The organism is Pseudomonas sp. F007 (assembly GCF_057814275.1).
Genome location: NZ_JBVATA010000006.1, coordinates 41,369 through 63,902, shown reverse-complemented (window position 1 = coordinate 63,902; position 22,534 = coordinate 41,369). Strand labels below are relative to the sequence as shown.

Annotated in this window: 27 protein-coding genes, 1 tRNA gene and 1 pseudogene; 13 read left to right on the top strand and 16 right to left on the bottom strand. The window is 60.7% G+C overall.

Features of this window, described 5'->3' with window-relative positions; genetic code table 11:
- Positions 1-61: 61 nt before the first annotated feature.
- Positions 62-1,279, top strand: a complete 1,218-nt coding sequence (locus ACZYR5_RS15680; RefSeq protein WP_489090031.1) for a class I SAM-dependent methyltransferase — start codon at positions 62-64, stop codon at positions 1,277-1,279.
- Here ACZYR5_RS15680 and ACZYR5_RS15675 read toward each other — a convergent pair.
- The gene (locus ACZYR5_RS15675) at positions 1,276-2,166 is read right to left on the bottom strand and encodes a DMT family transporter (RefSeq protein ID WP_489090030.1); all 891 of its coding nucleotides are present in this window, start codon (positions 2,164-2,166) and stop codon (positions 1,276-1,278) included. The two genes, ACZYR5_RS15680 and ACZYR5_RS15675, sit on opposite strands and share 4 nt — an antisense overlap.
- 203 nt (positions 2,167-2,369) lie before the next feature.
- Here ACZYR5_RS15675 and ACZYR5_RS15670 point away from each other — a divergent pair, with 203 nt between their 5' ends.
- The 3 genes from ACZYR5_RS15670 (at position 2,370) to ACZYR5_RS15660 (ending at position 3,818) form a co-directional block, all read left to right on the top strand.
- Entirely contained in the window at positions 2,370-2,951 is a 582-nt protein-coding gene (locus ACZYR5_RS15670; RefSeq protein ID WP_489090029.1) for a DJ-1/PfpI family protein, read from the top strand.
- A gap of 14 nt (positions 2,952-2,965) precedes the next feature.
- Positions 2,966-3,271: a ribbon-helix-helix domain-containing protein gene (locus tag ACZYR5_RS15665; protein WP_489090028.1), complete on the top strand. Its 306-nt coding sequence runs from the start codon at positions 2,966-2,968 to the stop codon at positions 3,269-3,271.
- Between the two features lie 202 nt (positions 3,272-3,473).
- A complete protein-coding gene (locus tag ACZYR5_RS15660) occupies positions 3,474-3,818 on the top strand; it encodes a YegP family protein (protein WP_489090027.1) in 345 nt (114 codons plus the stop codon).
- Between the two features lie 10 nt (positions 3,819-3,828).
- On the opposite strand, the gene ACZYR5_RS15655 is transcribed toward ACZYR5_RS15660, so the two are convergent.
- Together ACZYR5_RS15655 and ACZYR5_RS15650 are read right to left on the bottom strand one after the other, a co-directional pair.
- Positions 3,829-4,716, bottom strand: coding sequence for a dihydrodipicolinate synthase family protein (locus tag ACZYR5_RS15655; RefSeq protein ID WP_489090026.1), 888 nt, complete (start codon positions 4,714-4,716; stop codon positions 3,829-3,831).
- Between the two features lie 30 nt (positions 4,717-4,746).
- Positions 4,747-5,529: an aldolase gene (locus tag ACZYR5_RS15650; protein ID WP_489090025.1), complete on the bottom strand. Its 783-nt coding sequence runs from the start codon at positions 5,527-5,529 to the stop codon at positions 4,747-4,749.
- A gap of 157 nt (positions 5,530-5,686) precedes the next feature.
- On the opposite strand from ACZYR5_RS15650, the gene ACZYR5_RS15645 reads away from it, so the two are divergent.
- Complete coding sequence (locus ACZYR5_RS15645; RefSeq protein WP_489090024.1) at positions 5,687-6,229, top strand: helix-turn-helix domain-containing protein; 543 nt, start codon at positions 5,687-5,689, stop codon at positions 6,227-6,229.
- A gap of 9 nt (positions 6,230-6,238) precedes the next feature.
- Here ACZYR5_RS15645 and ACZYR5_RS15640 read toward each other — a convergent pair whose 3' ends face one another.
- Positions 6,239-7,258, bottom strand: a complete 1,020-nt coding sequence (locus tag ACZYR5_RS15640) for a DUF4917 family protein (protein WP_489090023.1) — start codon at positions 7,256-7,258, stop codon at positions 6,239-6,241.
- Positions 7,259-7,406: 148 nt separating this feature from the next.
- Here ACZYR5_RS15640 and yiaY point away from each other — a divergent pair, with 148 nt between their 5' ends.
- On the top strand, positions 7,407-8,555 hold the full coding sequence (gene yiaY, locus ACZYR5_RS15635) for an L-threonine dehydrogenase (RefSeq protein ID WP_489090022.1): 1,149 nt from the start codon (positions 7,407-7,409) through the stop codon (positions 8,553-8,555).
- Positions 8,556-8,563: 8 nt separating this feature from the next.
- Here the strand turns inward: yiaY and ACZYR5_RS15630 are convergent, their stop codons facing one another.
- Entirely contained in the window at positions 8,564-9,052 is a 489-nt protein-coding gene (locus tag ACZYR5_RS15630; RefSeq protein WP_489090021.1) for a DMT family transporter, read from the bottom strand.
- A gap of 78 nt (positions 9,053-9,130) precedes the next feature.
- Here ACZYR5_RS15630 and ACZYR5_RS15625 point away from each other — a divergent pair, with 78 nt between their 5' ends.
- Positions 9,131-10,042: a LysR family transcriptional regulator gene (locus tag ACZYR5_RS15625; RefSeq protein ID WP_489090020.1), complete on the top strand. Its 912-nt coding sequence runs from the start codon at positions 9,131-9,133 to the stop codon at positions 10,040-10,042.
- A 33-nt stretch (positions 10,043-10,075) separates the two neighbouring features.
- Positions 10,076-10,816: a PA3715 family protein gene (locus ACZYR5_RS15620; RefSeq protein WP_489090019.1), complete on the top strand. Its 741-nt coding sequence runs from the start codon at positions 10,076-10,078 to the stop codon at positions 10,814-10,816.
- 2 nt (positions 10,817-10,818) lie between these two features.
- On the opposite strand, the gene ACZYR5_RS15615 is transcribed toward ACZYR5_RS15620, so the two are convergent.
- Together ACZYR5_RS15615 and ACZYR5_RS15610 are read right to left on the bottom strand one after the other, a co-directional pair.
- A complete protein-coding gene (locus ACZYR5_RS15615; protein WP_489090018.1) occupies positions 10,819-11,103 on the bottom strand; it encodes a type II toxin-antitoxin system RelE/ParE family toxin in 285 nt (94 codons plus the stop codon).
- Positions 11,093-11,332: a CopG family ribbon-helix-helix protein gene (locus tag ACZYR5_RS15610; RefSeq protein WP_489090017.1), complete on the bottom strand. Its 240-nt coding sequence runs from the start codon at positions 11,330-11,332 to the stop codon at positions 11,093-11,095. Before ACZYR5_RS15610 ends, ACZYR5_RS15615 begins: the two co-directional genes overlap by 11 nt.
- A 214-nt stretch (positions 11,333-11,546) precedes the next feature.
- Here ACZYR5_RS15610 and ACZYR5_RS15605 point away from each other — a divergent pair.
- From ACZYR5_RS15605 to ACZYR5_RS15595, 3 genes and pseudogenes are all read left to right on the top strand, one after another.
- Positions 11,547-12,210, top strand: a pseudogene (locus tag ACZYR5_RS15605) (LysE family translocator).
- A gap of 108 nt (positions 12,211-12,318) precedes the next feature.
- Positions 12,319-13,662: a sensor domain-containing protein gene (locus ACZYR5_RS15600; RefSeq protein ID WP_489090016.1), complete on the top strand. Its 1,344-nt coding sequence runs from the start codon at positions 12,319-12,321 to the stop codon at positions 13,660-13,662.
- Positions 13,663-13,778: 116 nt separating this feature from the next.
- The gene (locus ACZYR5_RS15595) at positions 13,779-14,282 is read left to right on the top strand and encodes a DUF4142 domain-containing protein (protein WP_489090015.1); all 504 of its coding nucleotides are present in this window, start codon (positions 13,779-13,781) and stop codon (positions 14,280-14,282) included.
- Between the two features lie 6 nt (positions 14,283-14,288).
- On the opposite strand, the gene ACZYR5_RS15590 is transcribed toward ACZYR5_RS15595, so the two are convergent.
- Positions 14,289-14,699 (bottom strand): low affinity iron permease family protein, encoded by a 411-nt coding sequence (locus ACZYR5_RS15590; RefSeq protein ID WP_489090014.1) that lies wholly within the window; start codon positions 14,697-14,699, stop codon positions 14,289-14,291.
- Between the two features lie 338 nt (positions 14,700-15,037).
- Between ACZYR5_RS15590 and tam the strand changes: the two genes are divergently transcribed.
- Positions 15,038-15,808, top strand: coding sequence for a trans-aconitate 2-methyltransferase (gene tam, locus ACZYR5_RS15585; RefSeq protein ID WP_489090013.1), 771 nt, complete (start codon positions 15,038-15,040; stop codon positions 15,806-15,808).
- A 6-nt stretch (positions 15,809-15,814) separates the two neighbouring features.
- Here the strand turns inward: tam and ACZYR5_RS15580 are convergent, their stop codons facing one another.
- The 7 genes from ACZYR5_RS15580 to ACZYR5_RS15550 form a co-directional block, all read right to left on the bottom strand.
- Entirely contained in the window at positions 15,815-16,222 is a 408-nt protein-coding gene (locus tag ACZYR5_RS15580) for a type II toxin-antitoxin system HicB family antitoxin (RefSeq protein WP_489090012.1), read from the bottom strand.
- Between the two features lie 32 nt (positions 16,223-16,254).
- A complete protein-coding gene (locus ACZYR5_RS15575; protein ID WP_081786434.1) occupies positions 16,255-16,437 on the bottom strand; it encodes a type II toxin-antitoxin system HicA family toxin in 183 nt (60 codons plus the stop codon).
- A 280-nt stretch (positions 16,438-16,717) separates the two neighbouring features.
- A tRNA-Gly gene (locus ACZYR5_RS15570) sits at positions 16,718-16,791 on the bottom strand.
- A gap of 150 nt (positions 16,792-16,941) precedes the next feature.
- Entirely contained in the window at positions 16,942-17,826 is an 885-nt protein-coding gene (locus tag ACZYR5_RS15565) for an alpha/beta fold hydrolase (RefSeq protein ID WP_489090011.1), read from the bottom strand.
- 311 nt (positions 17,827-18,137) lie between these two features.
- On the bottom strand, positions 18,138-18,830 hold the full coding sequence (locus tag ACZYR5_RS15560) for a pseudouridine synthase (RefSeq protein ID WP_489090010.1): 693 nt from the start codon (positions 18,828-18,830) through the stop codon (positions 18,138-18,140).
- Positions 18,831-18,862: 32 nt separating this feature from the next.
- The gene (locus ACZYR5_RS15555) at positions 18,863-19,081 is read right to left on the bottom strand and encodes a cysteine-rich CWC family protein (RefSeq protein WP_489090009.1); all 219 of its coding nucleotides are present in this window, start codon (positions 19,079-19,081) and stop codon (positions 18,863-18,865) included.
- Entirely contained in the window at positions 19,074-20,561 is a 1,488-nt protein-coding gene (locus ACZYR5_RS15550) for a sensor domain-containing diguanylate cyclase (protein WP_489090008.1), read from the bottom strand. The genes ACZYR5_RS15555 and ACZYR5_RS15550 overlap by 8 nt, the downstream gene beginning before the upstream one ends.
- Positions 20,562-20,807: 246 nt before the next feature.
- Between ACZYR5_RS15550 and ACZYR5_RS15545 the strand changes: the two genes are divergently transcribed.
- Positions 20,808-21,245 carry a hypothetical protein gene (locus ACZYR5_RS15545; RefSeq protein WP_489090007.1) on the top strand — a complete coding sequence of 146 codons (438 nt, stop codon included), beginning with the start codon at positions 20,808-20,810 and terminating at the stop codon, positions 21,243-21,245.
- Positions 21,246-21,290: 45 nt separating this feature from the next.
- Here the strand turns inward: ACZYR5_RS15545 and ACZYR5_RS15540 are convergent, their stop codons facing one another.
- The gene (locus ACZYR5_RS15540) at positions 21,291-22,403 is read right to left on the bottom strand and encodes an enoyl-CoA hydratase/isomerase family protein (protein ID WP_489090006.1); all 1,113 of its coding nucleotides are present in this window, start codon (positions 22,401-22,403) and stop codon (positions 21,291-21,293) included.
- Positions 22,404-22,534: the final 131 nt, after the last annotated feature.

Here is a 22,534-nt window from a genome sequence, read left to right as displayed (position 1 = left end):
CCGCCATCGCCCCTAAAATAGCGTTCATTCTTCGTTATGCTCCGTCCGAGGCGTTTTTTCCATGTCCGTCACCGCAACTTCCACTCGCCTCACGCCTGATCACCACAGTCAATTCATCGATCTGTTGCGCAGTTGCCTGGCGCAGAATGCGTTCATCAAGCTGGTGCTGGCCAAGTATGTCGGCGACGAAGCAGACCTGCAGCGCATCATCATCAAGCAACTGACGGTCAAGGAGCAGGCGTGTCTGTCTTTCGTCTATCGCTACAAGACCCGCGACATCACCAAGAACTTCCCGCTCGACGAAGGCGTGGCGACGGTTGCCAGCTTGTTGCCGCAAGCGTTCAAGAACGCTCACCTGCTGTCGTTGACCGACGAGGCGCAGCTTGAGTACAGCAAGAAGGGCAAGAGTTCGCTGTTCAAGAGCAAGCCCCAGCAACTGCGTGAAGTGCCCTCTGCCGAGCACAACCGCGAGAAGAATCGCTTCCTGGACTTGAGCCGGCCGTTCCTCGTCGATCTGGGTGTGACCAATAAACACCACGAACTGATTCCGGCGATGTCGCGCAAGTGGAAGCAGATCAACAAGTTCATCGAAGTCTTCAGCCACGCCCTGACGTCCTCGCCGCTGGCGCTGGACAAGCCGGTACAGGTGGCAGACTTCGGCTCCGGCAAGGGCTACCTGACCTTTGCCATCCACGACTATCTGCGCAATACCTTGAAGGCCGAGGGTGTGGTGACCGGTGTCGAGCTGCGCGAGGACATGGTCACGTTGTGCAACGCCGCCGCCGCACGCCTCGAACACCCGGGCCTGGTATTCAAGTGCGGGGACGTGCGCAGCGTAGCGCCCAGCGAACTGGACGTGATGATCGCCCTGCATGCCTGCGACATCGCCACGGATTACGCGATCCACACCGGCATCCGTTCCGGCGCGTCGATCATCATGTGCTCGCCGTGCTGCCACAAACAGATTCGCCTGCAGATCCAGAGCCCGGCGTTGCTCAAGCCGATGCTGCAATATGGCCTGCACCTGGGGCAGCAGGCGGAGATGGTCACCGACAGCCTGCGTGCACTGTTCCTCGAAGCCTGTGGTTACGAGACCAAGGTCTTCGAATTCATCTCCCTGGACCACACCAACAAGAACAAGATGATTCTTGCGGTCAAGCGTGCCGAGCCGGTGGACCCAGCCCAGCTGCTGTTGAAAATCGAGGAACTCAAGGCCTTCTACCAGATCAGCGAGCACTGCCTGGAAACCCTGCTGCGCGCAGATGGTTTGCTGGGTTAGGCCGTGGCGGGGCGCGCCGGCTGCACCGCCGTCTTGCGCCCCATGATCACCGTGACGATCACCCCGGCGGCAAACAGCCAGGTGATCGGTTCGACGTGCTCACCGAAGAACACCGCCGAAAACGCGATGGTGAAGAAGATCTGCAGCAACTGGATCTGACTGACCCGGGCGATGCCACCCATGGCCAGCCCGGCGTACCAGGCAAAGAAGCCGATGAACTGCGAGAACAGCGACACGTAGCCGAAGGCCCACCAGGTCTTGGCCGAGATCGCGCCCTGATGCTGGGCGGCGAGGTACAGCACCGGGCCGATCAACAGCGGCGTCGACAGCACAAGCGCCCAGCAGATCACCTGCCAGCCGCCCATTTCCTTGGCCAGGCGTCCGCCTTCGGCGTACCCCAGGCCGCCGACGGCAATCGCCCCGAGCATCAGCAGATCGCCAGCCTGGATGCTGCCCGCGCCACTGATCAGCGCATAACCCAGGACCAGCCCACTGCCCAGTGCGGCGCAGGCCCAGAAGGCTTTCGATGGCCGTTCATGGGACAGCCACGCGGCATAGAGCGCGACACACAAAGGTTGCAAGCCATTGACCAGCGCGCCATGGGACGCGGGCAAGGTTTGCATGGCCCAGGCAGACAGCACCGGAAACCCGAGAATCACCCCGGCAATCACCAGGCTCAGGCCCTTGATCTGTTGCCAGCTTGGCCATTTCTCGCGACGCCACAGCAGCAGTACCGCCGCCGGAATCGCCGCGAACAAGGCGCGGCCCAGGCCGTTGAGCAAGGGGTGGAGTTCCTGCACCACGATGCGGGTGAAGGGCAGGGTCAGGCTGAAGATGATGACGCCGAGCAGGCCCAGAGCCATGCCGGTGTTTTCGCGCGAGGACATATCGGTAACCCGAGTCGAATAGGGCGGTAAGTGTCGTCATCTAGCCACAAACCCAAGGTCAGACGCTGTTACAGCTAGGCACAGAGTTATCCGTACAGTTTGAGCGACGGATCGGCGTAGTAGCGGGTTGTTACCCTGCCGCGCGGATTCGGACTACCTTGAATACTCTTCCTGCCCATGTACTACCCAGAGGAGTCCTGCCCATGGCCGCGAAAAAGATCCTGATGCTGGTTGGCGATTACGTCGAAGACTACGAAGTGATGGTGCCGTTCCAGGCCCTGCTGATGGTCGGTCACAGCGTGCATGCGGTGTGTCCGGACAAGACCGCCGGGCAGACCGTACGCACCGCCATCCACGACTTCGAGGGTGATCAGACCTACAGCGAAAAGCCCGGTCACCTGTTCGCCCTGAACTTCGACTTCGCCAAGGTCGATGCCGCCGATTACGACGCTTTGCTGGTGCCAGGTGGGCGTGCGCCGGAGTACCTGCGCCTGAATGAAAAAGTCCTGCAATTGGTGCAAGCCTTCGACAAGGCGGGCAAGCCGATTGCGGCGGTCTGTCACGGCGCACAACTGCTGGCGGCGGCGGGCATTCTCGAAGGCCGTGAATGCAGCGCCTACCCGGCCTGTGCCCCGGAAGTGCGCCTGGCGGGTGGCACCTACATTGATATTCCCGTGACCGAAGGCCACGTTCAGGGCAATCTGGCCACCGCGCCGGCCTGGCCCGCGCACCCAAGCTGGCTGGCCGGTTTCCTCGGCCTGCTGGGCACCAAGATCACCTTGTAAACGGAGACCTGCGCATGTGCGAGCTGTATGTCAAAGCCGACCCGATCCTCTACGAGTCACGCTCGCGCTCGCTGCGTATCTGCGGGGTGGTGACCACGCTGCGCCTGGAGAACCAGTTCTGGGACATCCTCAGCGAAATCGCCGAGGTCGATGGCATGACCACCAACCAGTTGATTGCCAAACTCTATGAAGAGGTGATGGATTATCGCGGCGAAGTGGTCAACTTCGCCTCGTTCCTGCGGGTCAGTTGCACCCGCTACCTGAGCCAACGCCGGGGTGCGACGGCCGAGTTGACGGTGGTGCATTCGGCGCGCAAATGAGTTTGAAGTGGCTAAATGGCTGGGGAGGGCTTTACTGAACACGCGATGCTGCCAATGTAGGAGCGAGCCTGCTCGCGAAAAACGTCAACGATGACGCGGAAACCCTGAATGATCGCGGCGTTCTGACGTTCTGACGTTCTTCGCGAGCAAGCTCGCTCCTACAAGGGGGCGTCGTTTTCCTTCATTCAATGGAGCAACCCCCATGTCTGGATGGTACGAGTTGAGTAAAAGCAGCAACGGCCAATTTCGCTTCGTGCTGAAAGCCGCCAACGCCGAAACCATTCTCCACAGCGAGCTGTACACCACCCGGGCTGCGGCCGAGGGCGGTATCGCCTCGGTGCGCAGCAATTGTACGGTCGATGAGCGCTACGAGAGAAAGTCCACCAAGGACGGCCATCCCTACTTCAACCTCAAGGCCGCCAATCATCAGATCATCGGCAGCAGCGAGGCCTACTCGTCGGAGGCAGCCCTGGAAAAAGGCATTGCCAGTGTCAAGAGCAATGGCGCGACTTCGGTGGTCAAGGACAAGACCCTGCCCGTCCTCTAGGCAAGCCGGATCAGCGCAGGCTGTCGAGCAGGCCTTGCAGCTGGCTGCATCCGGCTTCGCCCAGGGGGAATACCGGCAGGCGCGGGTCACCGGCCTCCAGGCCGGTCATGCGCAAGCCGGCCTTGATGGTGGCTGGCAACCCACCTTTGAGGATGAAATCCAGCAATGGCAACTGGCGATAGAACAGCGCCCGCGCCGCGTCCAGGTCGTTGGCCAGCACGGCCTGGTACAGATCGCCATTGAGCTGCGGGATCAGGTTCGGTGCCGCGGTGCACCAGCCGGCGGCACCGGCGCAAAAGGCTTCCAGCGCCAGTGGATTGCAGCCGTTGTAGAACGGCACCCGCCCTTCGCCGAGCACTTGCAGTTTGTGCATGCGCTGGATATCGCCGGTGCTCTCCTTGACCATGGTTACGTTGTCCACGGCATTGAAAATCCGCAGGATCAGCTCCACCGACATGTCGGTACCGCTGGTGGCCGGGTTGTTATAGAGCATGATCGGCACGCCAATGCTGGCGCCGATGGTCTGGTAGTGGGCGAGGATTTCCGCCTCGCTGAGCTTCCAGTAGGACGTCGGCAACACCATTACCGCGTCGGCGCCATGGGCCTCGGCAAAGCGTGCGCGACGCACGGCCTTGGCGGTGGTCAGGTCGGAGACGCTGACAATGGTCGGTACGCGCCTGCCGACATGGCGCAGGCTGAATTCGCTGACCAGATCCCACTCTGCGTCGCTCAGGTAGGCGCCTTCGCCGGTGCTGCCGAGCGGGGCGATGGCGTGGACACCACCGTCGATCAGGCGATCAATGGAGCGGCCCAGGGCGTCCAGGTCGATGCCTTCGCCATTCGCGGTGAACGGGGTGATGGTGTAGCCGATGATGCCGTGGATGTTCGGGGTGGACATGTTATCTCTCCAGAAAGCCAGTCAGTGGGATCAGTTCAGGCAATCGGCGTGTCGACGCAGATTTTGCCGGGCGTAGTAGTTGAACGCAGCGCCGTGGCGCTTGGGTCTGGAGATCCAGTCATGGGCTTCCCGCCCCAGGGCCGGGAGGATCGGTTTTACAGTGCCGGCTGACATGGCCAGCAATTGCAGTCTGGCTGCGCGCTCGATCAGTTGCGCGATCACGCAGGCTTCCTCGATGGTGCGCCCGGTCGATAGCTGGCCATGGTGGGACAGCAGAATCGCCCGCTTGTCGCCCAGCGCGCCAGCGATGATTTCACCTTCTTCGTTGCCCACCGGCACCCCTGGCCAGGCCTGAAGAAACGCGCAGTCCTCGTACAGCGGGCAGAGGTCCATGTGGGATATTTCCAGTGGCACTTCGAGCATCGACAGCGCGGCGATGTGAGTCGGGTGGGTGTGAATGATGCAGTTCACATCCGGACGGGCGCGGTACACCCAGGAGTGAAAACGGTTGGCCGGGTTGGGCATGCCGTGACCCTCCAGCACTTCCAGGTCTTCATTGACCAGCAGCAGGTTGCTCGCGCTGATTTCATCGAAACCCAGGCCCAATTGCTGGGTGTAGTAGGTGCCGGGTTGTGGGCCACGGGCGGTGATCTGTCCGGCGAGGCCGGAGTCGTGGCCGTTTTCGAAGAGGATGCGACAGGTCAGCGCCAGCTTTTGCCGGTCGGTCCACGTATTATCCGCCAGGCTGCTTTGCATCTGCGTCAGCGCCTGCTGGATGAGTTGCTCTTTGGGTAGTGCTAATGTCTTGGCCATATCGGCGGTCCTATGCAGAAACCAGTGGACGTCGAATGTGGTTCTCCCGCTGCTCGCAAGGTCGTTGGGGTTACACATGACACTTAAGAGGCTATATGACACTTTGTGTCATTGGCAAGAGATAATCGTTGCCTCCTTGATGGATTAATCGCTGCGCATGTCTATCCGTTTGAAATTACTGCGAAAAAAATTGGGCGTGACGCTTGAGGCGCTGGCCGAAAAGTCGGGCATGACCAAGAGCTATTTGTCGAAAATCGAGCGTGGGCTGAACACCCCGTCGATCGCTGCGGCGCTGAAGCTGGCCAAGGCATTGAACGTCAAGGTCGAGGAGCTGTTTTCCGAGGACAACGTCCATCTGGACAGCTACAGCCTGGTCCGCGCCCATGAGCGCCAGTCGCTGGCAGCCAACGACCAGGCTCCCGGTTACGCGGTGCTGGCCCACCAGGTCAGCGAGCGCAGCCTGTTGCCGTTCATCATCTATCCGCCCACCGAGTTCACCGACAAGAGCTTCAAGGAGCACGTCGGTGAGGAGTTTCTATTCGTCCACGAAGGCCGGGTCGAAGTCGATTTCATGAGTGAGCGAGTGATTCTCGAGCGCGGCGATGCACTGTATTTCAACGCCCAGAAACCCCATCGCCTGCGCTCGGTCGGCGAGGTACAGGCGCAGCTGCTGGTGGTGGTCAACAGCCGCGAGGAGTGAGCCGGTGGCTCAGACCTCGACCGGCACCGACAGTTGCGGATGGCCCAGGGCATGGGTCTTGGAATCGAAGAAGCGCAACTCGATGCCGCTTTCGGCGAACACCTGCCCATAGTGACGCTTCTGGCTCTGGATGAACGCCGCACTGCGCGGGTAGATCGAGATCGCCACGGTTTTCGGTCGGGCCTGGAGCAACGCCTGGACGATGTGCGCGTCCTGCTTGCCGAGGTTGTGCCCGAAGATGCACAGCGCGTCGTGCTGTTGCAGCAACTGGTCGTAGCAGAACGACAGATAGTCCGAGCTGCGGATGGTCTTGAGCTTGTCTTCGCTGCTGGTTTCGTTGATGAACAGCGGCACGTCGTCCAGGGTCTTGATCGTATTGTTGATCGCAAAGTTGCCCAGCAGCGTGCCTTCGGTCGAGGTCAGCTTGCGCGCCGTGCCGTCCTGGCTGCGCACCAGGTGCAGGCCGCCGTGCAGGTACAGCAGGCGCGTCTTGTCGGTGGCTGAAAGGCTTAGCTCGAAACGCGGCTCGCTGCCCTGGAACAGGTCGTCGACGGTCGCCGGGGCCTGCTGGATCGCCCAGTAGTTGAGCAGGTCGTAGTTGGTGGTGAACACCGTCGGGTAGCGGCTCAGTTCGGCGCTGATGGCCTGCAGACTCGAGGGTTGCACCAGACGCCACGGAATGTGTACGGCATGCACCGTGTTGATCAGCGCTTCCTTGATCGCGTAGTAGCGATTGCGTGGCGCCGCGGAGCTGACGGCCAGGGCCTTGTTGACCCGGCTGGTGGTTTTCAGCGCGCTGAGCACCTGCTCGAAACTGCGGGTGCCGAGAGCGTCGAACACACTCAATTCGGACGGGCTCAAGGGCTTTTCTTCGACAGTGCGGGCGTTTTCGAACAAGGAGTCGTAGGCAAAGTCGTTCCATACGGCGCGACTGGCGCCGTTGCCCACCAGCAAGGCGCTGAAGTCAGTGGTGGCGCGCAACGCGGTCCAGTCTTCAAGGTGGGCATCAACATCCTGGAAATCGCTCATTGCGTCACTCATCTCAAGCCGGTGGGAACTGGGCGCAGACTTTATCACGACCGGCCATTGAGCCAGATCAAGATGCACGCCTGGGGATGGGGCGAAGCTGGGGCTATTCGCTGACCCGCTGCGGTCGGCCCATCGAAGAGGAATTGCCATGACCAGCACATTTTTCATTCCCGCCGTGAACATCATGGGCAACGGATGCCTCGATGAAGCCATGACCGCCATTCGCAATTACGGCTTTCGCAAGGCCTTGATCGTCACCGACGTCGGGCTGGTCAAGGCTGGCGTCGCGACGCTGATCGCAGAGAAACTCGCACAGCAGGACATCGAGTCGGTGATCTTCGACGGCGCCAAACCCAACCCGAGCATCGCCAACGTCGAAAGCGGCCTGGCCCTGCTGCAGCGCAGCGCCTGTGACTGTGTGATTTCCCTTGGCGGTGGTTCGCCCCATGACTGCGCCAAGGGCATTGCCCTGTGTGCCACCAATGGCGGCAAGATCGCCGACTACGAAGGCGTCGATCGCTCGCTCAAGCCGCAACTGCCGCTGATCGCCATCAACACCACCGCCGGCACCGCCAGCGAGATGACCCGTTTCTGCATCATCACCGACGAAGCGCGCCACGTGAAAATGGCCATTGTCGACCGTAACGTCACGCCGTTGCTGTCGGTCAACGATCCGGCATTGATGGTTGGCATGCCCAAGGGGCTGACCGCCGCCACCGGGATGGACGCCCTGACTCACGCGATCGAAGCCTATGTGTCCACCGCCGCGACGCCGATTACCGACACCTGCGCGCTCAAGGCCATCGAGTTGATCAGCCTCAATCTGCGCCAGGCCGTGCGTGACGGCAGTGATATGAACGCCCGGGAAAACATGGCCTACGCGCAGTTCCTTGCCGGCATGGCGTTCAACAACGCATCACTGGGATTCGTCCATGCCATGGCGCATCAACTGGGTGGTTTCTACGATTTGCCCCACGGCGTGTGCAACGCGGTGTTGCTGCCACACGTGCAAACCTTCAACGCGACGATCTGCGCCGAACGCCTGGCCGTGGTGGCACAGGCGATGGGCAGCGATATCCAGGGCTTGAATGCGGAGCAGGGCGCCGAGGCGGCCATTGTGGCGATCCGGGCGCTGGCCAGGGATGTGCAGATCCCCGCGGGCTTGGGCGACCTCGGCGCCAAACTGGAGGACATTCCGATCCTCGCCGCCAACGCCTTGAAAGACGCCTGCGGCCTGACCAACCCGCGTGCCGCTGATCAGCGCCAGATCGAAGCAATCTTCCGCAATGCGTTCTGAACCCTGCCTCAGCCGGGCGTCACCAGCGCCCGGCCCGGCGTGGCGCTGAAATGAATCAGGCCCACGCCGGCAATCAACAGCACGGCACCCAGCAGCTTGCTCAGGTTCAGGGGCTGCTGCGCCAGGCCGAACCAGCCGAAATGGTCGAGCAGCAGCGAGGCCACCACTTGCCCGGTCAGCGCCAGGGCGATGAAACCCGAGGCCCCCAGCTTGGGCAGCAGCATCAGGGCCAGTGCGATAAAACACACGCCGAACGCGCCGCCGGCCCACATCCACAGCGGTGCCTTGCTGATAAAACTCAACGACGGCGGCGGCAAGCGCAGGGCAATGATCACCGGCAGCAGCACCAGGATGCTGACCATCAATGAGGCGAGAGTGGCCCATAACGGATGGCCAAGGCCGCGGCTGAGGTTGGCGTTGATTGCGCTTTGGAAAGGCACTACGGCACCGGCAATCACCGCAAGTATCAGAAATCCAGCCCAGTGCAGGGTCGTCATGATTGGTTCTCCATCAGGTTTTACTGGACTCTAGATAATTCGTCGCGCAGATTGAAATTCTGATTTGCTATCCAGAACATGCATGCAATGAATGATCTGCGCCGTATCGACTTGAATTTGCTGGTGATCCTCGACGCCCTGCTCAGTGAGCAGCACGTCACCCGCGCCGCCGAGCGCCTGCATCTGAGCCAGCCGGCGGTGAGCCATGCCCTGGCGCGTCTGCGCGATGTGCTCGGCGATCCACTGCTGGTCCGTGCCGGTAGCGGATTGGTTGCCACTCCGCGTGCGCTGGAACTGGCGGCGCCGTTGACCGAAGCGCTGGCACAGGTGCAAGCGCTCCTGGCACCCAACACCTTTGATCCGGCATCGGCCAAACGCCGATTTCGCCTGGCAATGTCTGACTACGGTGCCGCCATCGTCCTGCCGGGCCTGATCCGTCGATTGCGCCAGCACGCTCCGGGCATCGACCTGCAAATTAGCCACGCCAGCCGCGAAGGCATGCTCGATGCGGTGCTCAACGGTGATATCGATTTGGCCGCCGGCGTCTTTCCCGAACTGTCCCCGGCGTTGCGCAGCCTGCCACTGTTCGAAGAGCGCTTCGCCTGTCTGGCAGATCGCCAACGTCTACCCGCCAACGCTGAACTCGACTTGCCCACCTACCTGACCCGGCCTCATGTGTTGCTGGAGATGCGCGGCAGCGGCACGCCGGAAATCGAGCGTGCGCTGACCACCCTGAATCTACGTCGCCACGTCGCGGTCAGCCTGCCGCACTGGAACGTCGCCCCGCAGTTGATCCGCGGCACCGATCTGATCCTCACCGTCGCTGCTCGTGGTTTGAACGGCATCGACGATCCGCAGTTGGTGATCCTGCCGCCGCCGTTTCACATCCCCTCGTTTACCTTCGTTCTGGTCTGGCATGAGCGCCGGGGCGGCGACCAGGCGTTGAACTGGTTGAATCGGCAGATCGCACAGGCGATAGTGCACGGCTGACTTTCTGAATTCGATCGACACAAGGAACATGGAATGACCTTGAAATACCGCTGGCTGGGATGCGTGGCAATGAGTGGCGCACTGGGAGCGACCCAGGCTTATGGCCGCTGCGAGCAACCGTCATTGCCCGAGGGGGTGCCGGGCTACTCGGCGTGCAAGGAGTGGCCGGCCTACGACGGCCAGACCATCACCGTACTGTCGCAGATCGAGCCGGACCCGACCCTGAGCGACGCCCCCGAAGGCACCGGCATGTACGACCTGAAACTGGCGGTGGTCTCGAGCATCGACGGCAAGCCCCTGGCCCGCTACGCCCAGGCCTCGGTGTACAGCTCTGACGCCGTGCGCTTCGATGGTCTGAGCATCGACACCGCCCGCTATAAACTGACTTCCGACCTGCGGGCTTTTGGCGTGCGCGCCGGTTTTACCGGTTCCTCGCGGGCCAATCCGTTCGAACAGTCGGTGCTGTCGCTGTACGTGCGTGAAGGTAATGCCCTGCGCCCGGTCCTCGAACAACTGGTGATCGAGTCGAGCAATGGCGAATGGGATACCAACTGCGTCGGTGAATTCAGCCGCACCCAGCGCACCCTCGACCTGGCTAAAACCAGCAGCCACGGCTTTGCTGATCTGATCGTCCGTTCGGTAACCACCGGTACGCAGAACACCTTGGGCAAGACCGACTGCGAGTCCACCGACAGCGTGGGTAAAACGGTGCTGACGACTTTGCGCTACGACGGTCGGCAGTATGTGGTGCCGGAGGATATGCGGGGAGTGTGAGGTTACCAGGAGCCGGGCGGCAGGCGACGGGTGTGAAAGACTCGCAGCACTTGCAATCGGCCTTGGCGAACACGGTAAGGAATGAGGTAGGGGTGGCCAGGTACCACCCACTCCCGGGTTCCAGGCAGTCTTCCCTCACGACCCATGGCCGGGAACCGGGATAATTGCTCGACGCTGGAAAGAATGGTGGTCACGAAGTCCGTCGCTGCCTGTGGATTTTCCAGGGCAATGTGGGCGGCTTCGTCATCGATGTTTTTGAGCGCTGTTTTCAGCCACTCAACCCGCATTGTTCGCCCACTTGCGGGCGAGGGCGGTGACTTCTTCGTCACTGGCGAAGTCACCGGCATCCGCCTCGTTCAGGGCGTGCTGGAGTTCCTCTATCTGCCAGGCTTCGCGGGCCAGGTACTCACGCAATGCGTCGACCGCAAGAAAGGATTTGCTGCGACCTGTTGCCTTGGCCAGGTTGGCGAGGGTGTCGGCGATTTCGTCTGGCAGGCGCAAAGACATGACGGACATGGCAGGCTCGATGTAGTGGTTTGTAATACAACATACTACATTGTAGTGAGGGCGGATTTAATGCCACTGGTCAGGCGCGCTCGGATCAATTGATTCAATAAATCACCGGTTGGGATGTGCTCGGAATCCATCATCCGTATCCTGTCTGCCCTGCTCTGAAACATCTCGCGATCCAACGCCGACTCAAGCGCAACCAGACCCGGAGTTCTCCCGCATGACCGCATCCCTGTTATTGGCCGTACTCGCCTCGGGCTTTATCTACGGGATCACTCCCGGCCCCGGCGTGCTCGCGGTGTTCGGCATCGGTGCCGCTCGGGGGCGACGGGCTGGCGCCGGATTTCTCTGCGGACACCTGCTGGGAGATGTGGTCTGGTGCAGCACGGCGCTGATCGCCATCGTCGGCGCGCGGGAGATCGGCAGTAGTGCCTTCGACGTGCTCGGGGTGCTCAGTGGCTTGTACCTGTTCTGGCTGGGCATACGGGCGATCCGCGCGCGTCGCTCCAGTAGCGATCCGCGCGCGTCGCTCCAGTAGCGATGCGCCGCAAGGGGCGGCTCGGCAACCGTTCTGGCACGGCATCATGTTCGGCTTGACCAACCCCAAGGCGTACCCGGTGGCGGTGGCAACTTTCACCGCCTTACTGTCCAGCCGTGCCGAGTTGTTGCAGTGGTCGATGTTGCCGGCACTGATTTTTCTGAGTTTCATTGGTGGCGTTTTGGCATACGCTATTCTGATCGGTATTGTAGGCGCTCGTCGGGTGCGCACGCTGTATCAGCGTCATGAGCTGGCAATTACCCGGATTTGCGGGGTAATGTTCATCGGTTTCGCCATCAACGCCTTGCTGCACGCGGTGCCGGGGTTGCTGGCCAACAAGAGTTGAAGTTGGGCGCAAGGTTGCGCCGACTATGTACGACCACCGCCTGGGAGGGGAGTGGTCAGGTCCTGGAGAGATACTCACGGCTGCATTTTTGGACAGTATCCATCCTCGATGACCCGCTCAAATTCCGCGCCACTGGCCAGCTATATCGATCTGCTGCTCGACGTCGTCTGTGCCGTCGACAGTCAGGGACGCTTTGTATTTGTCAGCGCCGCCTGCGAACAGGTATTCGGCTACACCCCGGATGAGCTGATCGGCCAGCCGATGATTGAAATGGTCCACCCCGCTGATCGCCAACGCACCCTCGATGCAGCTCGGGCAATCATGAGCGGCCAGCCCAATCCCAACTTCGAAAACCGCTACCTGCGCAAAGATGGCCAGGTGGTGCATATCCTCTGGTCGGCGCGCTGGTCGGAAGTCGATCAATTGCGTATCGCCGTCGCCCGCGACATCACCGAGCGCAAACAGGCCGAATCACGGCAGGCGGCGCTGTATGCGATCTCCGAGGCGGCCCATGCCACCGAGGATCTGCTGGCGTTGTTCAAGCGCATTCATCAGTTGATCGGTGAGTGGCTGCCGGCACTGAATTTCTCGGTAGCGCTCTATGACGAGCACTGCGCGCAGCTGGATTTTCCCTACCATGTCGACGAACACGAACGTGAACCCGAGCTCAGCGTGACCGGGCGCTTGTGTGCCGAAGTGATTCGCAGTGGCCAGCCGGTGTTGCTGACGCCCGATCAACCCTTCTCACTGCCCGGTTTCAGCGGTGCTATTGATCAACAGGATTCGCCGTGCTGGCTGGGGGTGCCGCTGAATTCGAAAAAGGGCACCATCGGCGCGTTGATCGTCAAGAGCATGCCCGGTGGCGAGCGTTACACCGAACGCGACAAGGAGCTGCTGCAGTACGTGTGTGCCCAGGTGGCGGCCGCGATCGAGCGCAAGCAGCTGCATCATCGCCTGCAGTACATGGCGCAGCACGACTACCTGACCCGCCTGCCCAATCGTGAGCTGTTGCGCGAGCGTCTGGCCAAGGCCCTGCACAAGGCTGAGTCGGACTGCGGTCGCATGGCGCTGCTCTACGTCGATCTGGACCATTTCAAACAGGTTAACGACACCTACGGCCACGGCGTCGGCGACATGCTCTTGCAGGCCGTGGCGAACCGCTTGCAAGGTTGTGTGCGCGAGACGGACACCGTGGCGCGCATTGGTGGCGACGAGTTTGTGGTGCTGCTCGACAGTATCCAGGCCGCCGAGGACGCATCGCGGGTGGCCGGCAAGATTCGTCAGGTACTGGGCCAGCCGATGCGGCTCGACAGTCATAGCCTGAATATCCTGCCCAGCATCGGTGTGGCCCTGTATCCCGAACATGGCCGTGAGGAGCATCAGCTGTTCAAGCATGCGGATGAAGCCATGTACGCCGCCAAGCGCCTGAGCGATCGGCTGGACCCGGCCTGAGGGGCCGCTCGTCGTGGGCTGGATGGCTTTTTTTAAACCTTTGCGCCGTTTTGCCTTCCAAAGAGTGTCGGGGGAGCCCTGACGTTTCTTATTGTCTGTTCAAGGAGGGCGAAACCATGAAACCCATGGCCAGCCGATTATCGACCTGCAGTTTTGCCGCTGTGCTGAGCCTGGGTGCCGGCAGCGCATGGGCCCAGTCACCGGCCGAATTCATCAACGAGGCATCAGCCCAGGGCATGGCGGACATCGAAGCCAGCCGCCTGGCGCATCAGAAATCAGAGTCCAAAGAGGTCAAGGACTTCACCATCGTGGTCATCAACGATCGCACCACGGCCAATCAGCACCTGGCGAAAATCGCGAAAAAACTCGACCTGCCCATTGCCCCTCGCGAAGAGGTGATGGACAAGGCCAAAACCTTGATGCCCGAGGTCAAGGAAGGCGAGTCATTCGACTCGGCCTACGCGGCCAGCCAGGTGCAAACCACCGAGCAGGCCATCGAGCAACTGCAGGAGGAGGCAAGGACCACTGACGTGCCGGAGCTCAAGGCGTTTGCCGAAGAAACCCTGCCCAAGCTCGAGCAACACCTGCATATGGCCAAGGCGTTGCTGGCGAGTCGCTGAGTCAAATCAGCATTGGTTCAAATCCTGCTGCCCGGCGGCAGCAGGTTTTTCTTCTTCCAGCGCAATGGATTGCCCTTCTCCGATGCTGCGGTAGCGCTTTCTCAAGGCCTCCAGCTCTTTCAGATCGAGGGCTTCGAGCCCGAGCATGGCGTTCTGCGCATCCTTGGTCACCCGCAGCAACTCATCGATCTTCAAGTGCAGGATGTCGGTGTCGCGGTTCTGCGTGTTCTGGATCAGGAACACCATCAGGAAGGTGATGATGGTGGTTGAGGTATTGACGATCAATTGCCAGGTGTCGTTGTAATCAAACAGCGGCCCGGTGAGCGCCCAGCCGACAATCAGCACAATCGCCAGCAAAAACGTTCTCGGACTGCCTGCCCACAACGCCAGCTTCTGAGACACCTTCGCGAATTTCATTGCCGTGTTCCTTATTGGGATATGCCTGGAGTTCAGACCACGGCGGGGAGGGGGAATTTCCTTGAAATTATTCAGCAGGCAGACAGCCATCAGCTGCTAAAAAAGCGCCCACGCCAAGCAGGAGCGAAGCGGTTCCAGGGGGCAAAGTTGGACATCGTTTGGGGGGAGTGAATGTGCTCCCCCCGGCGATTCACGTTTTCGTTGTGCCAGCTGTAACGCTAACTTTTCCGCACCCGGAGAGTTGACGGCATTGGCCGGCGCGTCGCTTACTGACGCCCCACGGGCGAAACGCCGAGTCTGACGTGTCGCTGTGCCCTGACCCGTAACAGGAGTATGCGATGAGCTGGTCTGCAAAGCAGTATGTGACCTTCGAGGATGAGCGCACACGCCCTTCGCGAGATTTGCTGGCGGCGATTCCAGCTGTCGACGCGCGCTCGGTGATTGACGTCGGATGTGGTCCGGGAAATTCGACGCAGTTGCTGGTCGAGCGATTTCCCGGCGCTATGGTGCGCGGCCTGGACAGCTCCGGCGACATGCTTGAGGCGGCGCGCAAACGCCTGCCGCAGGTGCGTTTTGATCAGGCCGATATCGCCAACTGGAGCGAAGCAGGTCCCTTCGATGTGATCTTCGCCAACGCCGTGTTCCAGTGGCTGCCCGACCACGCCACGCTGTTGCCTGCGCTGGTTGGCAAGCTGGCCCCGGGTGGCAGCCTGGCCATCCAGATGCCCGACAATCTGGAACAACCGCCGCACCGCATGATGCGTGAAGTGGCCGCCCAAGGGCCGTGGGCCGACAAGCTGGCGCACATTGCCGGACAGCGCACCGCCCTCGCTGACGCCACGAGCTACTACCGGATGCTGTGCGGCTGCAGCTCGCGGGTGGATGTGTGGCGGACCACCTACCATCACCCTCTCAAGGGTGGGCCGGCGGCGGTAGTTGAATGGTTCAAGGGCAGTGGCCTGCGACCGTTCCTCGAGCCTTTGAGCGAAACAGAAAAAGCTCAATACCTGGCGCAGTACCTGGAAGCTCTCAAACCTTACTTTCCAGTGATGGACGACGGCACGGTGCTGTTGCCGTTCCCGCGGGTGTTCATCGTCGCGACTCGCTGAAGGCAATCAGCGCTGCTGCAGCACCTTCAATGCCGCCGAGGCCAGAAAGCCGGAGCGGCTTTTTTCTTCCGGGTGATTCAGCACGTATTCGTCGATGCGCGTCAGCAGGTAGCCAGGCAAGGTGATGTTGAGCTTCTGCGCCTTGCCCAGGTAACGGGTGATATCGATATCCACCAGCGCCCAGGTCACGTCGCTGTAGGCCGGATTGGCGGCGTGCACGGTGATTTTGTTGGCATGGGGAATGGCCGCGCCGTCGTCGGCGAGTATCTCGAAGTGCCCCTCGATGGCTTCGCGTGCCATGGCAATGGCGTCGTCGAGGTCATCGCCTGCGGAGAAACAACCGGGAATGTCCGGTACTTCCACGCCCCAGGCGTGCTCGTTGTCGCCCTTGGAAATTGCAATCGGGTAAAGCATGTTCATCGTCCTCTAATAGCGGGTGTGTCGACTCAATTCAGCAAGGCTTGTTGCAGGATGCTTACGGCAGTCTTGGTCAGCAGGTCTTTTTTCGGATGGGGGACCGTCACCAATCCAGGCTTTGTTGGATGCTTGTAGTGGTGATGGCTGCCGCGGACCCGAACCAGATACCAGCCGTCTGCGACAATCTGGCTGATCAAATATCGACTATTCACATCACGTCCCTGTGCTGTGTAGGTGGTTACTGTACCTACTGTTGGTTTTTTATCAACACCATAACCACCATTTTGGCGAGGTAATTGATAAGTGGTAGGGAGCAGTGTAGGAAGCCTGCGCGATTGCTGTTTTCACATGGGGGCCGGGTGTATTGCGGGGTGATACGCGAAGGGCAACCAGGATGGCGAAGGGAATCGCAGGCATAAAAAAACCGGTCGCTTGGACCGGTTTTTTGTCATCCCCTGTCAGGCATGGCCTGGACAAACGATTGAAATGATGTGGAGCGGGTGAAGGGAATCGAACCCTCGTTATCAGCTTGGGAAGCTGGAGTAATGCCATTATACGACACCCGCTCAGAGCGGCTGACTTTGTACCAGATGTAGCGATGGATTTGAAGTTTTTCTTTGCCTGATCTGCGTTTACGCCGTTTTTGCCGGGCAGCCTCCTCGGCTTAGGGAACTGCTTTTCCCTAAGGCGAGGAGGCTGCTGGCAAAGACGATATTTCAGATAGCCAGTGCATGGTGGTCCTGGGTGAAGTGGGAACGCGTTCGGCTTTCATACTGCGCCGGTTTCAGGAAACCCAGCAGTGCCTGGCGGCTGTCCCGGCAGGCAGCTTTATGCTCCATGTCGAGGAAGTGCCCGGTGGCTTCGATGGTGCTGAAGCTGCTGTATTGCACGTGGTTGCCAAATATTCTGGCATCGTCGGCACTGGTGTACTCGTCCCATTCGCCGTTGAGGAACAGCACCGGCACATCGATTTGTTTGGCCGCCTTCAGGTAGCACAGGCGGTCGCTGTTGAGCACCTGGTTGATGTGAAAGTGCATCTGCCCGTATTCGTGCTCGGCCAGGCTGCTGACATGCCGATGGTTGAAGCGCTTGAACAACGACGGCAGGTGTTTGCCGATGGTGTCGTTGACCAGATGACCGACACGGTCGCGGTCGAGGTTACCGAGGTAGTCGACACCGCGCTCCAGATAATCGCGCATCGGTTCGTTGATCACCGGCGAGAACGAACTGATCACCGCCTTTTCGATCCGTCGCGGGCGGTGGGACAAGGCGATCAGGGTTGCGGCGCCGCCCCACGAGAACGACAGCACATGCTCGGCGGCGAAGTGATCGATCAGCTCCAGAAGGATCTGTCCTTCGACTTCCTTGGTGAGCATTTTCTGGTGTTGATTGTGGGCTTTTGACTTGCCCGCGTAGGGCTGATCGTAGAGCACCACATTGAACTGCGGGTGAAGGTTTTTCACCGTCTGGGCAAACGACGCAGTGGTGGCCATCGAGCCGTTGACCAGAATAATGGTCTTCTCTGCGGCACCTGCGCGATAGAACTCCGTGTAAACCCGATACTGACCTTGTATGTCCAGCACAGCGATTTCTGGCCTCATGTCGTAAGACTCCTGGCAAGCGTGTAGGCGCGCAACTGAGTGTGCACGGGCTTTATGACAGGTAGGCATACGCCTGGAAGGAAATGGCCCATGTCGATCCGCTGAGGTCTGGTCGACGGGTATTGTTATAGGCGGGCAGTCTGTCGGGGGAGTTGGAGCCTTGAGGCTCTCGACCGACAAAAAGTTGCTTGGATGTACGGTGTGACCTGTCGGTCACATTTCGGCCGACGGTTTGATTCAAGCAGGGCGACGTCTATCGCGCAAGTGCCGTTGGCGAATTGTTCGACAAAGTCTGCCGGGCGGTCATCCGTTCAGAACAGCGCGACCTCGGCGGCGCTGAGGGGGCGGTATTCACCGGGTTGCAGGGTGCTGTCCAGCAGCAGGGGGCCCATCTGTTCGCGATGCAGGCGCAGCACCTTGTTATCGAAGTGGCCGAACATGCGCTTGACCTGGTGATAGCGGCCTTCGACGATGGCCAGTCGCGCGCTGTGGGAGGTCAGCAGCGTCAGCTCGGCGGGCTGGGTGGTGAGGTCCTCGAAGGCGAAATACAGTCCCTTGGCAAAGGTGCGTATGTACTCGTCGGTAATCGGCTGTTCGGTTTCGACGTAATAGAGCTTCGGCAGCTTGGTCTGCGGCTGAGTCAGGCGTCGCGACCAGCTGCCATCGTTGGTGATCAGCATCAGCCCGGTGGTGTTGAAATCCAGGCGGCCGGCGATGTGCAGGTCGTCCTTGTCGGGCTCATGGATCAGGTCGAGGACGGTGGGGTGTTGCGGGTCGCGTGTGGCGCTGACGCAGCCCATGGGTTTGTGCAGCATGAAAAAACGCGCCGGCTTGCCGACCTTCAGCACCTGCTCGTCGCACTCGACACGACTGAATTCGCGGACCTCGAAATGCGGGTCGCTGACGATTTGCCCATCGACCTTGATCCGCCGCTCGACCAGCAGCAGGCGCACCTGTTTGCGGTTGAAACAGGGCAGGTTGCTGAGGAAGCGGTCAACGCGCATGGGAGTCGGCAGGTGGCAAGTGGGCGCGCATCTTACTCGATGGGCGCACGAGTTGCCTGAAGTTGCGCGTCGATCCGGGCACAGGCGGGGCACAGGCACGCCTGGTTGCGCAGTTCAGCGGGCAGGGCGGCGAGTACTGCCGGATCAATGGTCACCGCGAAGCACCAGCAGGCGCGATCGGCGGTTTGCGGATCGGCCAGGCTGCAATCGTTGCGGGCGCCACAGGCAGGGCAGAGGTCGGGTCTAGGCATAACTGGTGTGCGGCATCTCTGAGCAGGTGCGGTTACGGCCACTTTGTTTGGCCCGGTACATCGCCTGGTCAGCCCGTGACAGCAGGTTGTGCAGGGTGTCTTCGGGCTGCAGAGCAGTCAGGCCGATGCTTACGGTAATCCGTAAGGCATTTCCTTGATAGCTGTAGCGCTGTTGTTCGATCAAATGCCGAACTTTCTCGGCGATTTTCAGACCCGCGTGGGCGTCGGTGTCCTTGAGCAACACGATGAATTCTTCACCGCCCCAGCGACAGACGATGTCGGACTGGCGCAGGCAGCTTTCCAGGTCGCGGGCGAACCCGGCCAGTACCAGGTCGCCGGCGAGATGGCCGTGAGTATCGTTCAGTCGCTTGAAGTGATCGAGGTCGAGCAGCATGGCGGTCAGCGGCTTGGGTTCGCGCTGCGCCTCCTGCATCGCCTGGGCGGCCAACAGGTCGAAGCCGCGACGGTTGGGCAGGCCGGTCAGGCTGTCGAGGGTAGCCTGGGCTTCGATGCGGTTCTGGAAGCGCTTGATCACGCGGATCACCAGCGCCAGGACAATCAGGGTGACGATCAGGCAGATCAACAGATTCAGGTACAGCGACTGGCGAACCTCATGCAAGGCGCTGCCTTCGCGCTTGTCGACGAACAGGTACCAGTTCAGTTCCGGGATGAAGCGTACATTGAGGAAATGCCCCTGGCCCTGGGTCATGTATTCGTAGCTGCCGCTGTGGGGTTTGGGCAATTTGGCCATCAGGTCTTTCATGCTGTCGAGCTCGCTCAACGCCTGTCCCACCCGTGCGCCTTGCGGGCCGCCGTCGGCACCGGTCAACACAATGCGGCCTTCGGTATCGACGAAGTACACGCTGCGCTGATATCGCTGCTGGTAGGTATCGATCAACTTGATCACCGCATCGACGGTCAGACCCACGCCTGCCGCGCCGATGAAATTGTTTTGGTAGTCGTAGACCTTGTAATTGATGAAGAAGGTCAGGCTGTCCTGGTTGGCCATGTCGACGTCGACATTGATTTCGTAGGGCGTGCCCATGTCGCGGACGCGGAAGTACCAGACGTCGCGCGGCTCGGTGGTGCTGACTTTCTTCAATACGCCCTTGGCCTGGTAATAGGTCAGGCTGTTGTTGGAGACGAAGAACGCGGTGTAGGCGCCGTAGTGGGTCATGACCTCGTTGAGGTAGCGGGTCATTTGCCCGGAATCCTGTTCACCGGCCACTACCCAGTCGCGCAGGAAGGTATCGCGGGACATCATCGAGGAAATCAGGATCGGGCGGACCAGGTCTTTCTGGATCTCCGAGTACACCGTATCGGAGGTCAGGGGCAATTCGGTGTTGACGATATTGTCGCGGATCGAGGCGCGCGAGGCGTAGTAGCTGAGCAGGGAAGTGGCGAGGAAGCCGGCGCCCAGCAAGGCAATCAGGGTCAGGACCAACGAGCGTTGCGAAAACAGCGCAGAGCGAAGCGGCATGGCGAATCCGTTGGCAGATGTAATCAGAGGCATTCTAGTGGCACCGCGAGAAAATAACGCGGGCATTTACGACCAAATCCACATCGGACCGGGCTTGCTCAGGGCAAACGACGGATGACATGTATCAAACTGTTAACGTTGCGCACCAGTTTCCGATTTTGATGTCAGATATTTCGTCAGGCAGATGAATTGTCTGACGCCCACCCGCGTCGCTGGTGTGGCTCTCTCGCGGTCCAGGAGGCCGCCATGTATCACCGACTAGCTTTGATCAGTTCGATGACGTTGAGTCTTGCCGCCTGTGTTCCCTACTACGACGGAGGGGGTTCCAGCTATTACAGTTCAGAGGTCTATTCGTCGCCGGCACCGGCCTATTACTACGGCGACCGTTCCTATTATTCCTATCCGCGCAGCTACTATTCACAGCCGCCGCGCTACTACCCATCCCCCCGTTATTACCCATCGGGGCCGCGCTATTATCAACCGTCACCGCGCTACTACCAGGCGCAACCCCATGCTTACCGTCCGGCGCCGGGCCGAGGCTGGGATGATCAGCGCAACCGGGGCTGGGGCAACAACTACGGACAGAGCAATCAGCGCTGGGAGAACCGCGGCGGGCACAACCGTGGTGACGGTCGGCATGGCGATCATGATGGGCATGGCGACCGCGGTGGGCACAACCGTTAAGCCCAGCCCATCTTCAAGCGGCGCCTTTCGCGCCGCTTGTTCATTTCAGTAGTCCGACAAATCCGCCAGTGGGTGGCGACCCTCCCAAACCTTGTGGAAGTGCGCCTCGACCACCGCCTGCGGGATCGTGTTGATGTCCGGCCAGTGCCAGTGTGGCTGGTTGTCCTTGTCGATCAGGCGCGCCCTGACACCCTCACTGAATTCCGGATGCCGGCAGCAGTTAAGGCTCAGGGTGTATTCCATCTGGAAGACTTCGGCCAACGAAAGATGACGGGCACGGCGGATCTGTTCCCACACCAGATGGGCTGTCAGCGGACACCCATCGCCGAGGGTCTTGGCCGCGCGGGCCAGCAGCGGGTCGTGGTGATCGCGTAACTGGCTGATGGCTTTCCAGGCGCAACGCACGTCGCTGACGTCCAGCAATTCGTCGATCTGCTGGCGTCTTGGCAACCACTGCGCCTCGGGCAGTTGGCCAACGGCCTCCTGTTGCAGGGCCTTGAGCAGGCTGTTGAGCTGCATCGCTGTCTGCTCCTGCCAGTTGAGCTGCAGCAGGCCTTCGATCAAGGGCTCCTGTTGCTCGTCCAGCAGGAAGCGGTCGGCCAGGTCCAGGTCGATCGCATCGCGCGCATTCATGTGCGCGCCGCTCAAGCCGAGGAACAGCCCGAGCTTGCCGGGCAGGCGCGAGAGGAACCAGCTCGCGCCGACATCCGGGTACAACCCGATGCTGATTTCCGGCATGGCCAGGCGGCTGCTCGGCGTGACGATGCGAATGCCCGCGCCCTGCAGCAGGCCCATGCCGCCGCCCAGCACATAGCCGTGGCCCCAGCAGATCAGCGGCTTGGGGTAGGTGTGCAGGCGAAAATCCAGACGGTATTCCGCAGCAAAGAATTGTCCGGCCAGGGGTGGGACTTCGCCTGGATGAGCGCGACAGGCCTGCACCAGGCTGCGCACCTCGCCGCCGGCGCAGAAGGCTTTGGCGCCGTTGCCGCGCAGCAGCACGCAGACGATCTGCGGGTCTTTGGCCCAGACATCCAGCTGATCGCCCAAGGCGCGGATCATCGCCAGCGACAGTGCGTTGAGGGATTTCTCGGCATCCAGGCTGGCGATGCCCAGGCGCGCACCATCGGTGCCGGTGAGTTCTTCGAAGTGCAGATTCATCATGACCTCGATCGGTGAATTGAGCGTTCAGTATGATCGCTGTGCAGGAAAGTGCCGGATCCGCGTCAGGGCAATTGACAAGCGTGATGGGCTTTCCTAGGGTTCGCCCCATTGTTTTTGCCGGATGTAAC

Bases quoted from the DNA above. Each gene is read 5' to 3' on its own strand.
- ACZYR5_RS15680 (WP_489090031.1), top strand. From the start codon at position 62: ATGTCCGTCACCGCAACTTCCACTCGCCTCACGCCTGATCACCACAGT.
- ACZYR5_RS15675 (WP_489090030.1), bottom strand. From the start codon at position 2,166: ATGTCCTCGCGCGAAAACACCGGCATGGCTCTGGGCCTGCTCGGCGTC.
- ACZYR5_RS15670 (WP_489090029.1), top strand. From the start codon at position 2,370: ATGGCCGCGAAAAAGATCCTGATGCTGGTTGGCGATTACGTCGAAGAC.
- ACZYR5_RS15665 (WP_489090028.1), top strand. From the start codon at position 2,966: ATGTGCGAGCTGTATGTCAAAGCCGACCCGATCCTCTACGAGTCACGC.
- ACZYR5_RS15660 (WP_489090027.1), top strand. From the start codon at position 3,474: ATGTCTGGATGGTACGAGTTGAGTAAAAGCAGCAACGGCCAATTTCGC.
- ACZYR5_RS15655 (WP_489090026.1), bottom strand. From the start codon at position 4,716: ATGTCCACCCCGAACATCCACGGCATCATCGGCTACACCATCACCCCG.
- ACZYR5_RS15650 (WP_489090025.1), bottom strand. From the start codon at position 5,529: ATGGCCAAGACATTAGCACTACCCAAAGAGCAACTCATCCAGCAGGCG.
- ACZYR5_RS15645 (WP_489090024.1), top strand. From the start codon at position 5,687: ATGTCTATCCGTTTGAAATTACTGCGAAAAAAATTGGGCGTGACGCTT.
- ACZYR5_RS15640 (WP_489090023.1), bottom strand. From the start codon at position 7,258: ATGAGCGATTTCCAGGATGTTGATGCCCACCTTGAAGACTGGACCGCG.
- yiaY (WP_489090022.1), top strand. From the start codon at position 7,407: ATGACCAGCACATTTTTCATTCCCGCCGTGAACATCATGGGCAACGGA.
- ACZYR5_RS15630 (WP_489090021.1), bottom strand. From the start codon at position 9,052: ATGACGACCCTGCACTGGGCTGGATTTCTGATACTTGCGGTGATTGCC.
- ACZYR5_RS15625 (WP_489090020.1), top strand. From the start codon at position 9,131: ATGCATGCAATGAATGATCTGCGCCGTATCGACTTGAATTTGCTGGTG.
- ACZYR5_RS15620 (WP_489090019.1), top strand. From the start codon at position 10,076: ATGACCTTGAAATACCGCTGGCTGGGATGCGTGGCAATGAGTGGCGCA.
- ACZYR5_RS15615 (WP_489090018.1), bottom strand. From the start codon at position 11,103: ATGCGGGTTGAGTGGCTGAAAACAGCGCTCAAAAACATCGATGACGAA.
- ACZYR5_RS15610 (WP_489090017.1), bottom strand. From the start codon at position 11,332: ATGTCCGTCATGTCTTTGCGCCTGCCAGACGAAATCGCCGACACCCTC.
- ACZYR5_RS15600 (WP_489090016.1), top strand. From the start codon at position 12,319: ATGACCCGCTCAAATTCCGCGCCACTGGCCAGCTATATCGATCTGCTG.
- ACZYR5_RS15595 (WP_489090015.1), top strand. From the start codon at position 13,779: ATGAAACCCATGGCCAGCCGATTATCGACCTGCAGTTTTGCCGCTGTG.
- ACZYR5_RS15590 (WP_489090014.1), bottom strand. From the start codon at position 14,699: ATGAAATTCGCGAAGGTGTCTCAGAAGCTGGCGTTGTGGGCAGGCAGT.
- tam (WP_489090013.1), top strand. From the start codon at position 15,038: ATGAGCTGGTCTGCAAAGCAGTATGTGACCTTCGAGGATGAGCGCACA.
- ACZYR5_RS15580 (WP_489090012.1), bottom strand. From the start codon at position 16,222: ATGCTTTACCCGATTGCAATTTCCAAGGGCGACAACGAGCACGCCTGG.
- ACZYR5_RS15565 (WP_489090011.1), bottom strand. From the start codon at position 17,826: ATGAGGCCAGAAATCGCTGTGCTGGACATACAAGGTCAGTATCGGGTT.
- ACZYR5_RS15560 (WP_489090010.1), bottom strand. From the start codon at position 18,830: ATGCGCGTTGACCGCTTCCTCAGCAACCTGCCCTGTTTCAACCGCAAA.
- ACZYR5_RS15555 (WP_489090009.1), bottom strand. From the start codon at position 19,081: ATGCCTAGACCCGACCTCTGCCCTGCCTGTGGCGCCCGCAACGATTGC.
- ACZYR5_RS15550 (WP_489090008.1), bottom strand. From the start codon at position 20,561: ATGCCGCTTCGCTCTGCGCTGTTTTCGCAACGCTCGTTGGTCCTGACC.
- ACZYR5_RS15545 (WP_489090007.1), top strand. From the start codon at position 20,808: ATGTATCACCGACTAGCTTTGATCAGTTCGATGACGTTGAGTCTTGCC.
- ACZYR5_RS15540 (WP_489090006.1), bottom strand. From the start codon at position 22,403: ATGAATCTGCACTTCGAAGAACTCACCGGCACCGATGGTGCGCGCCTG.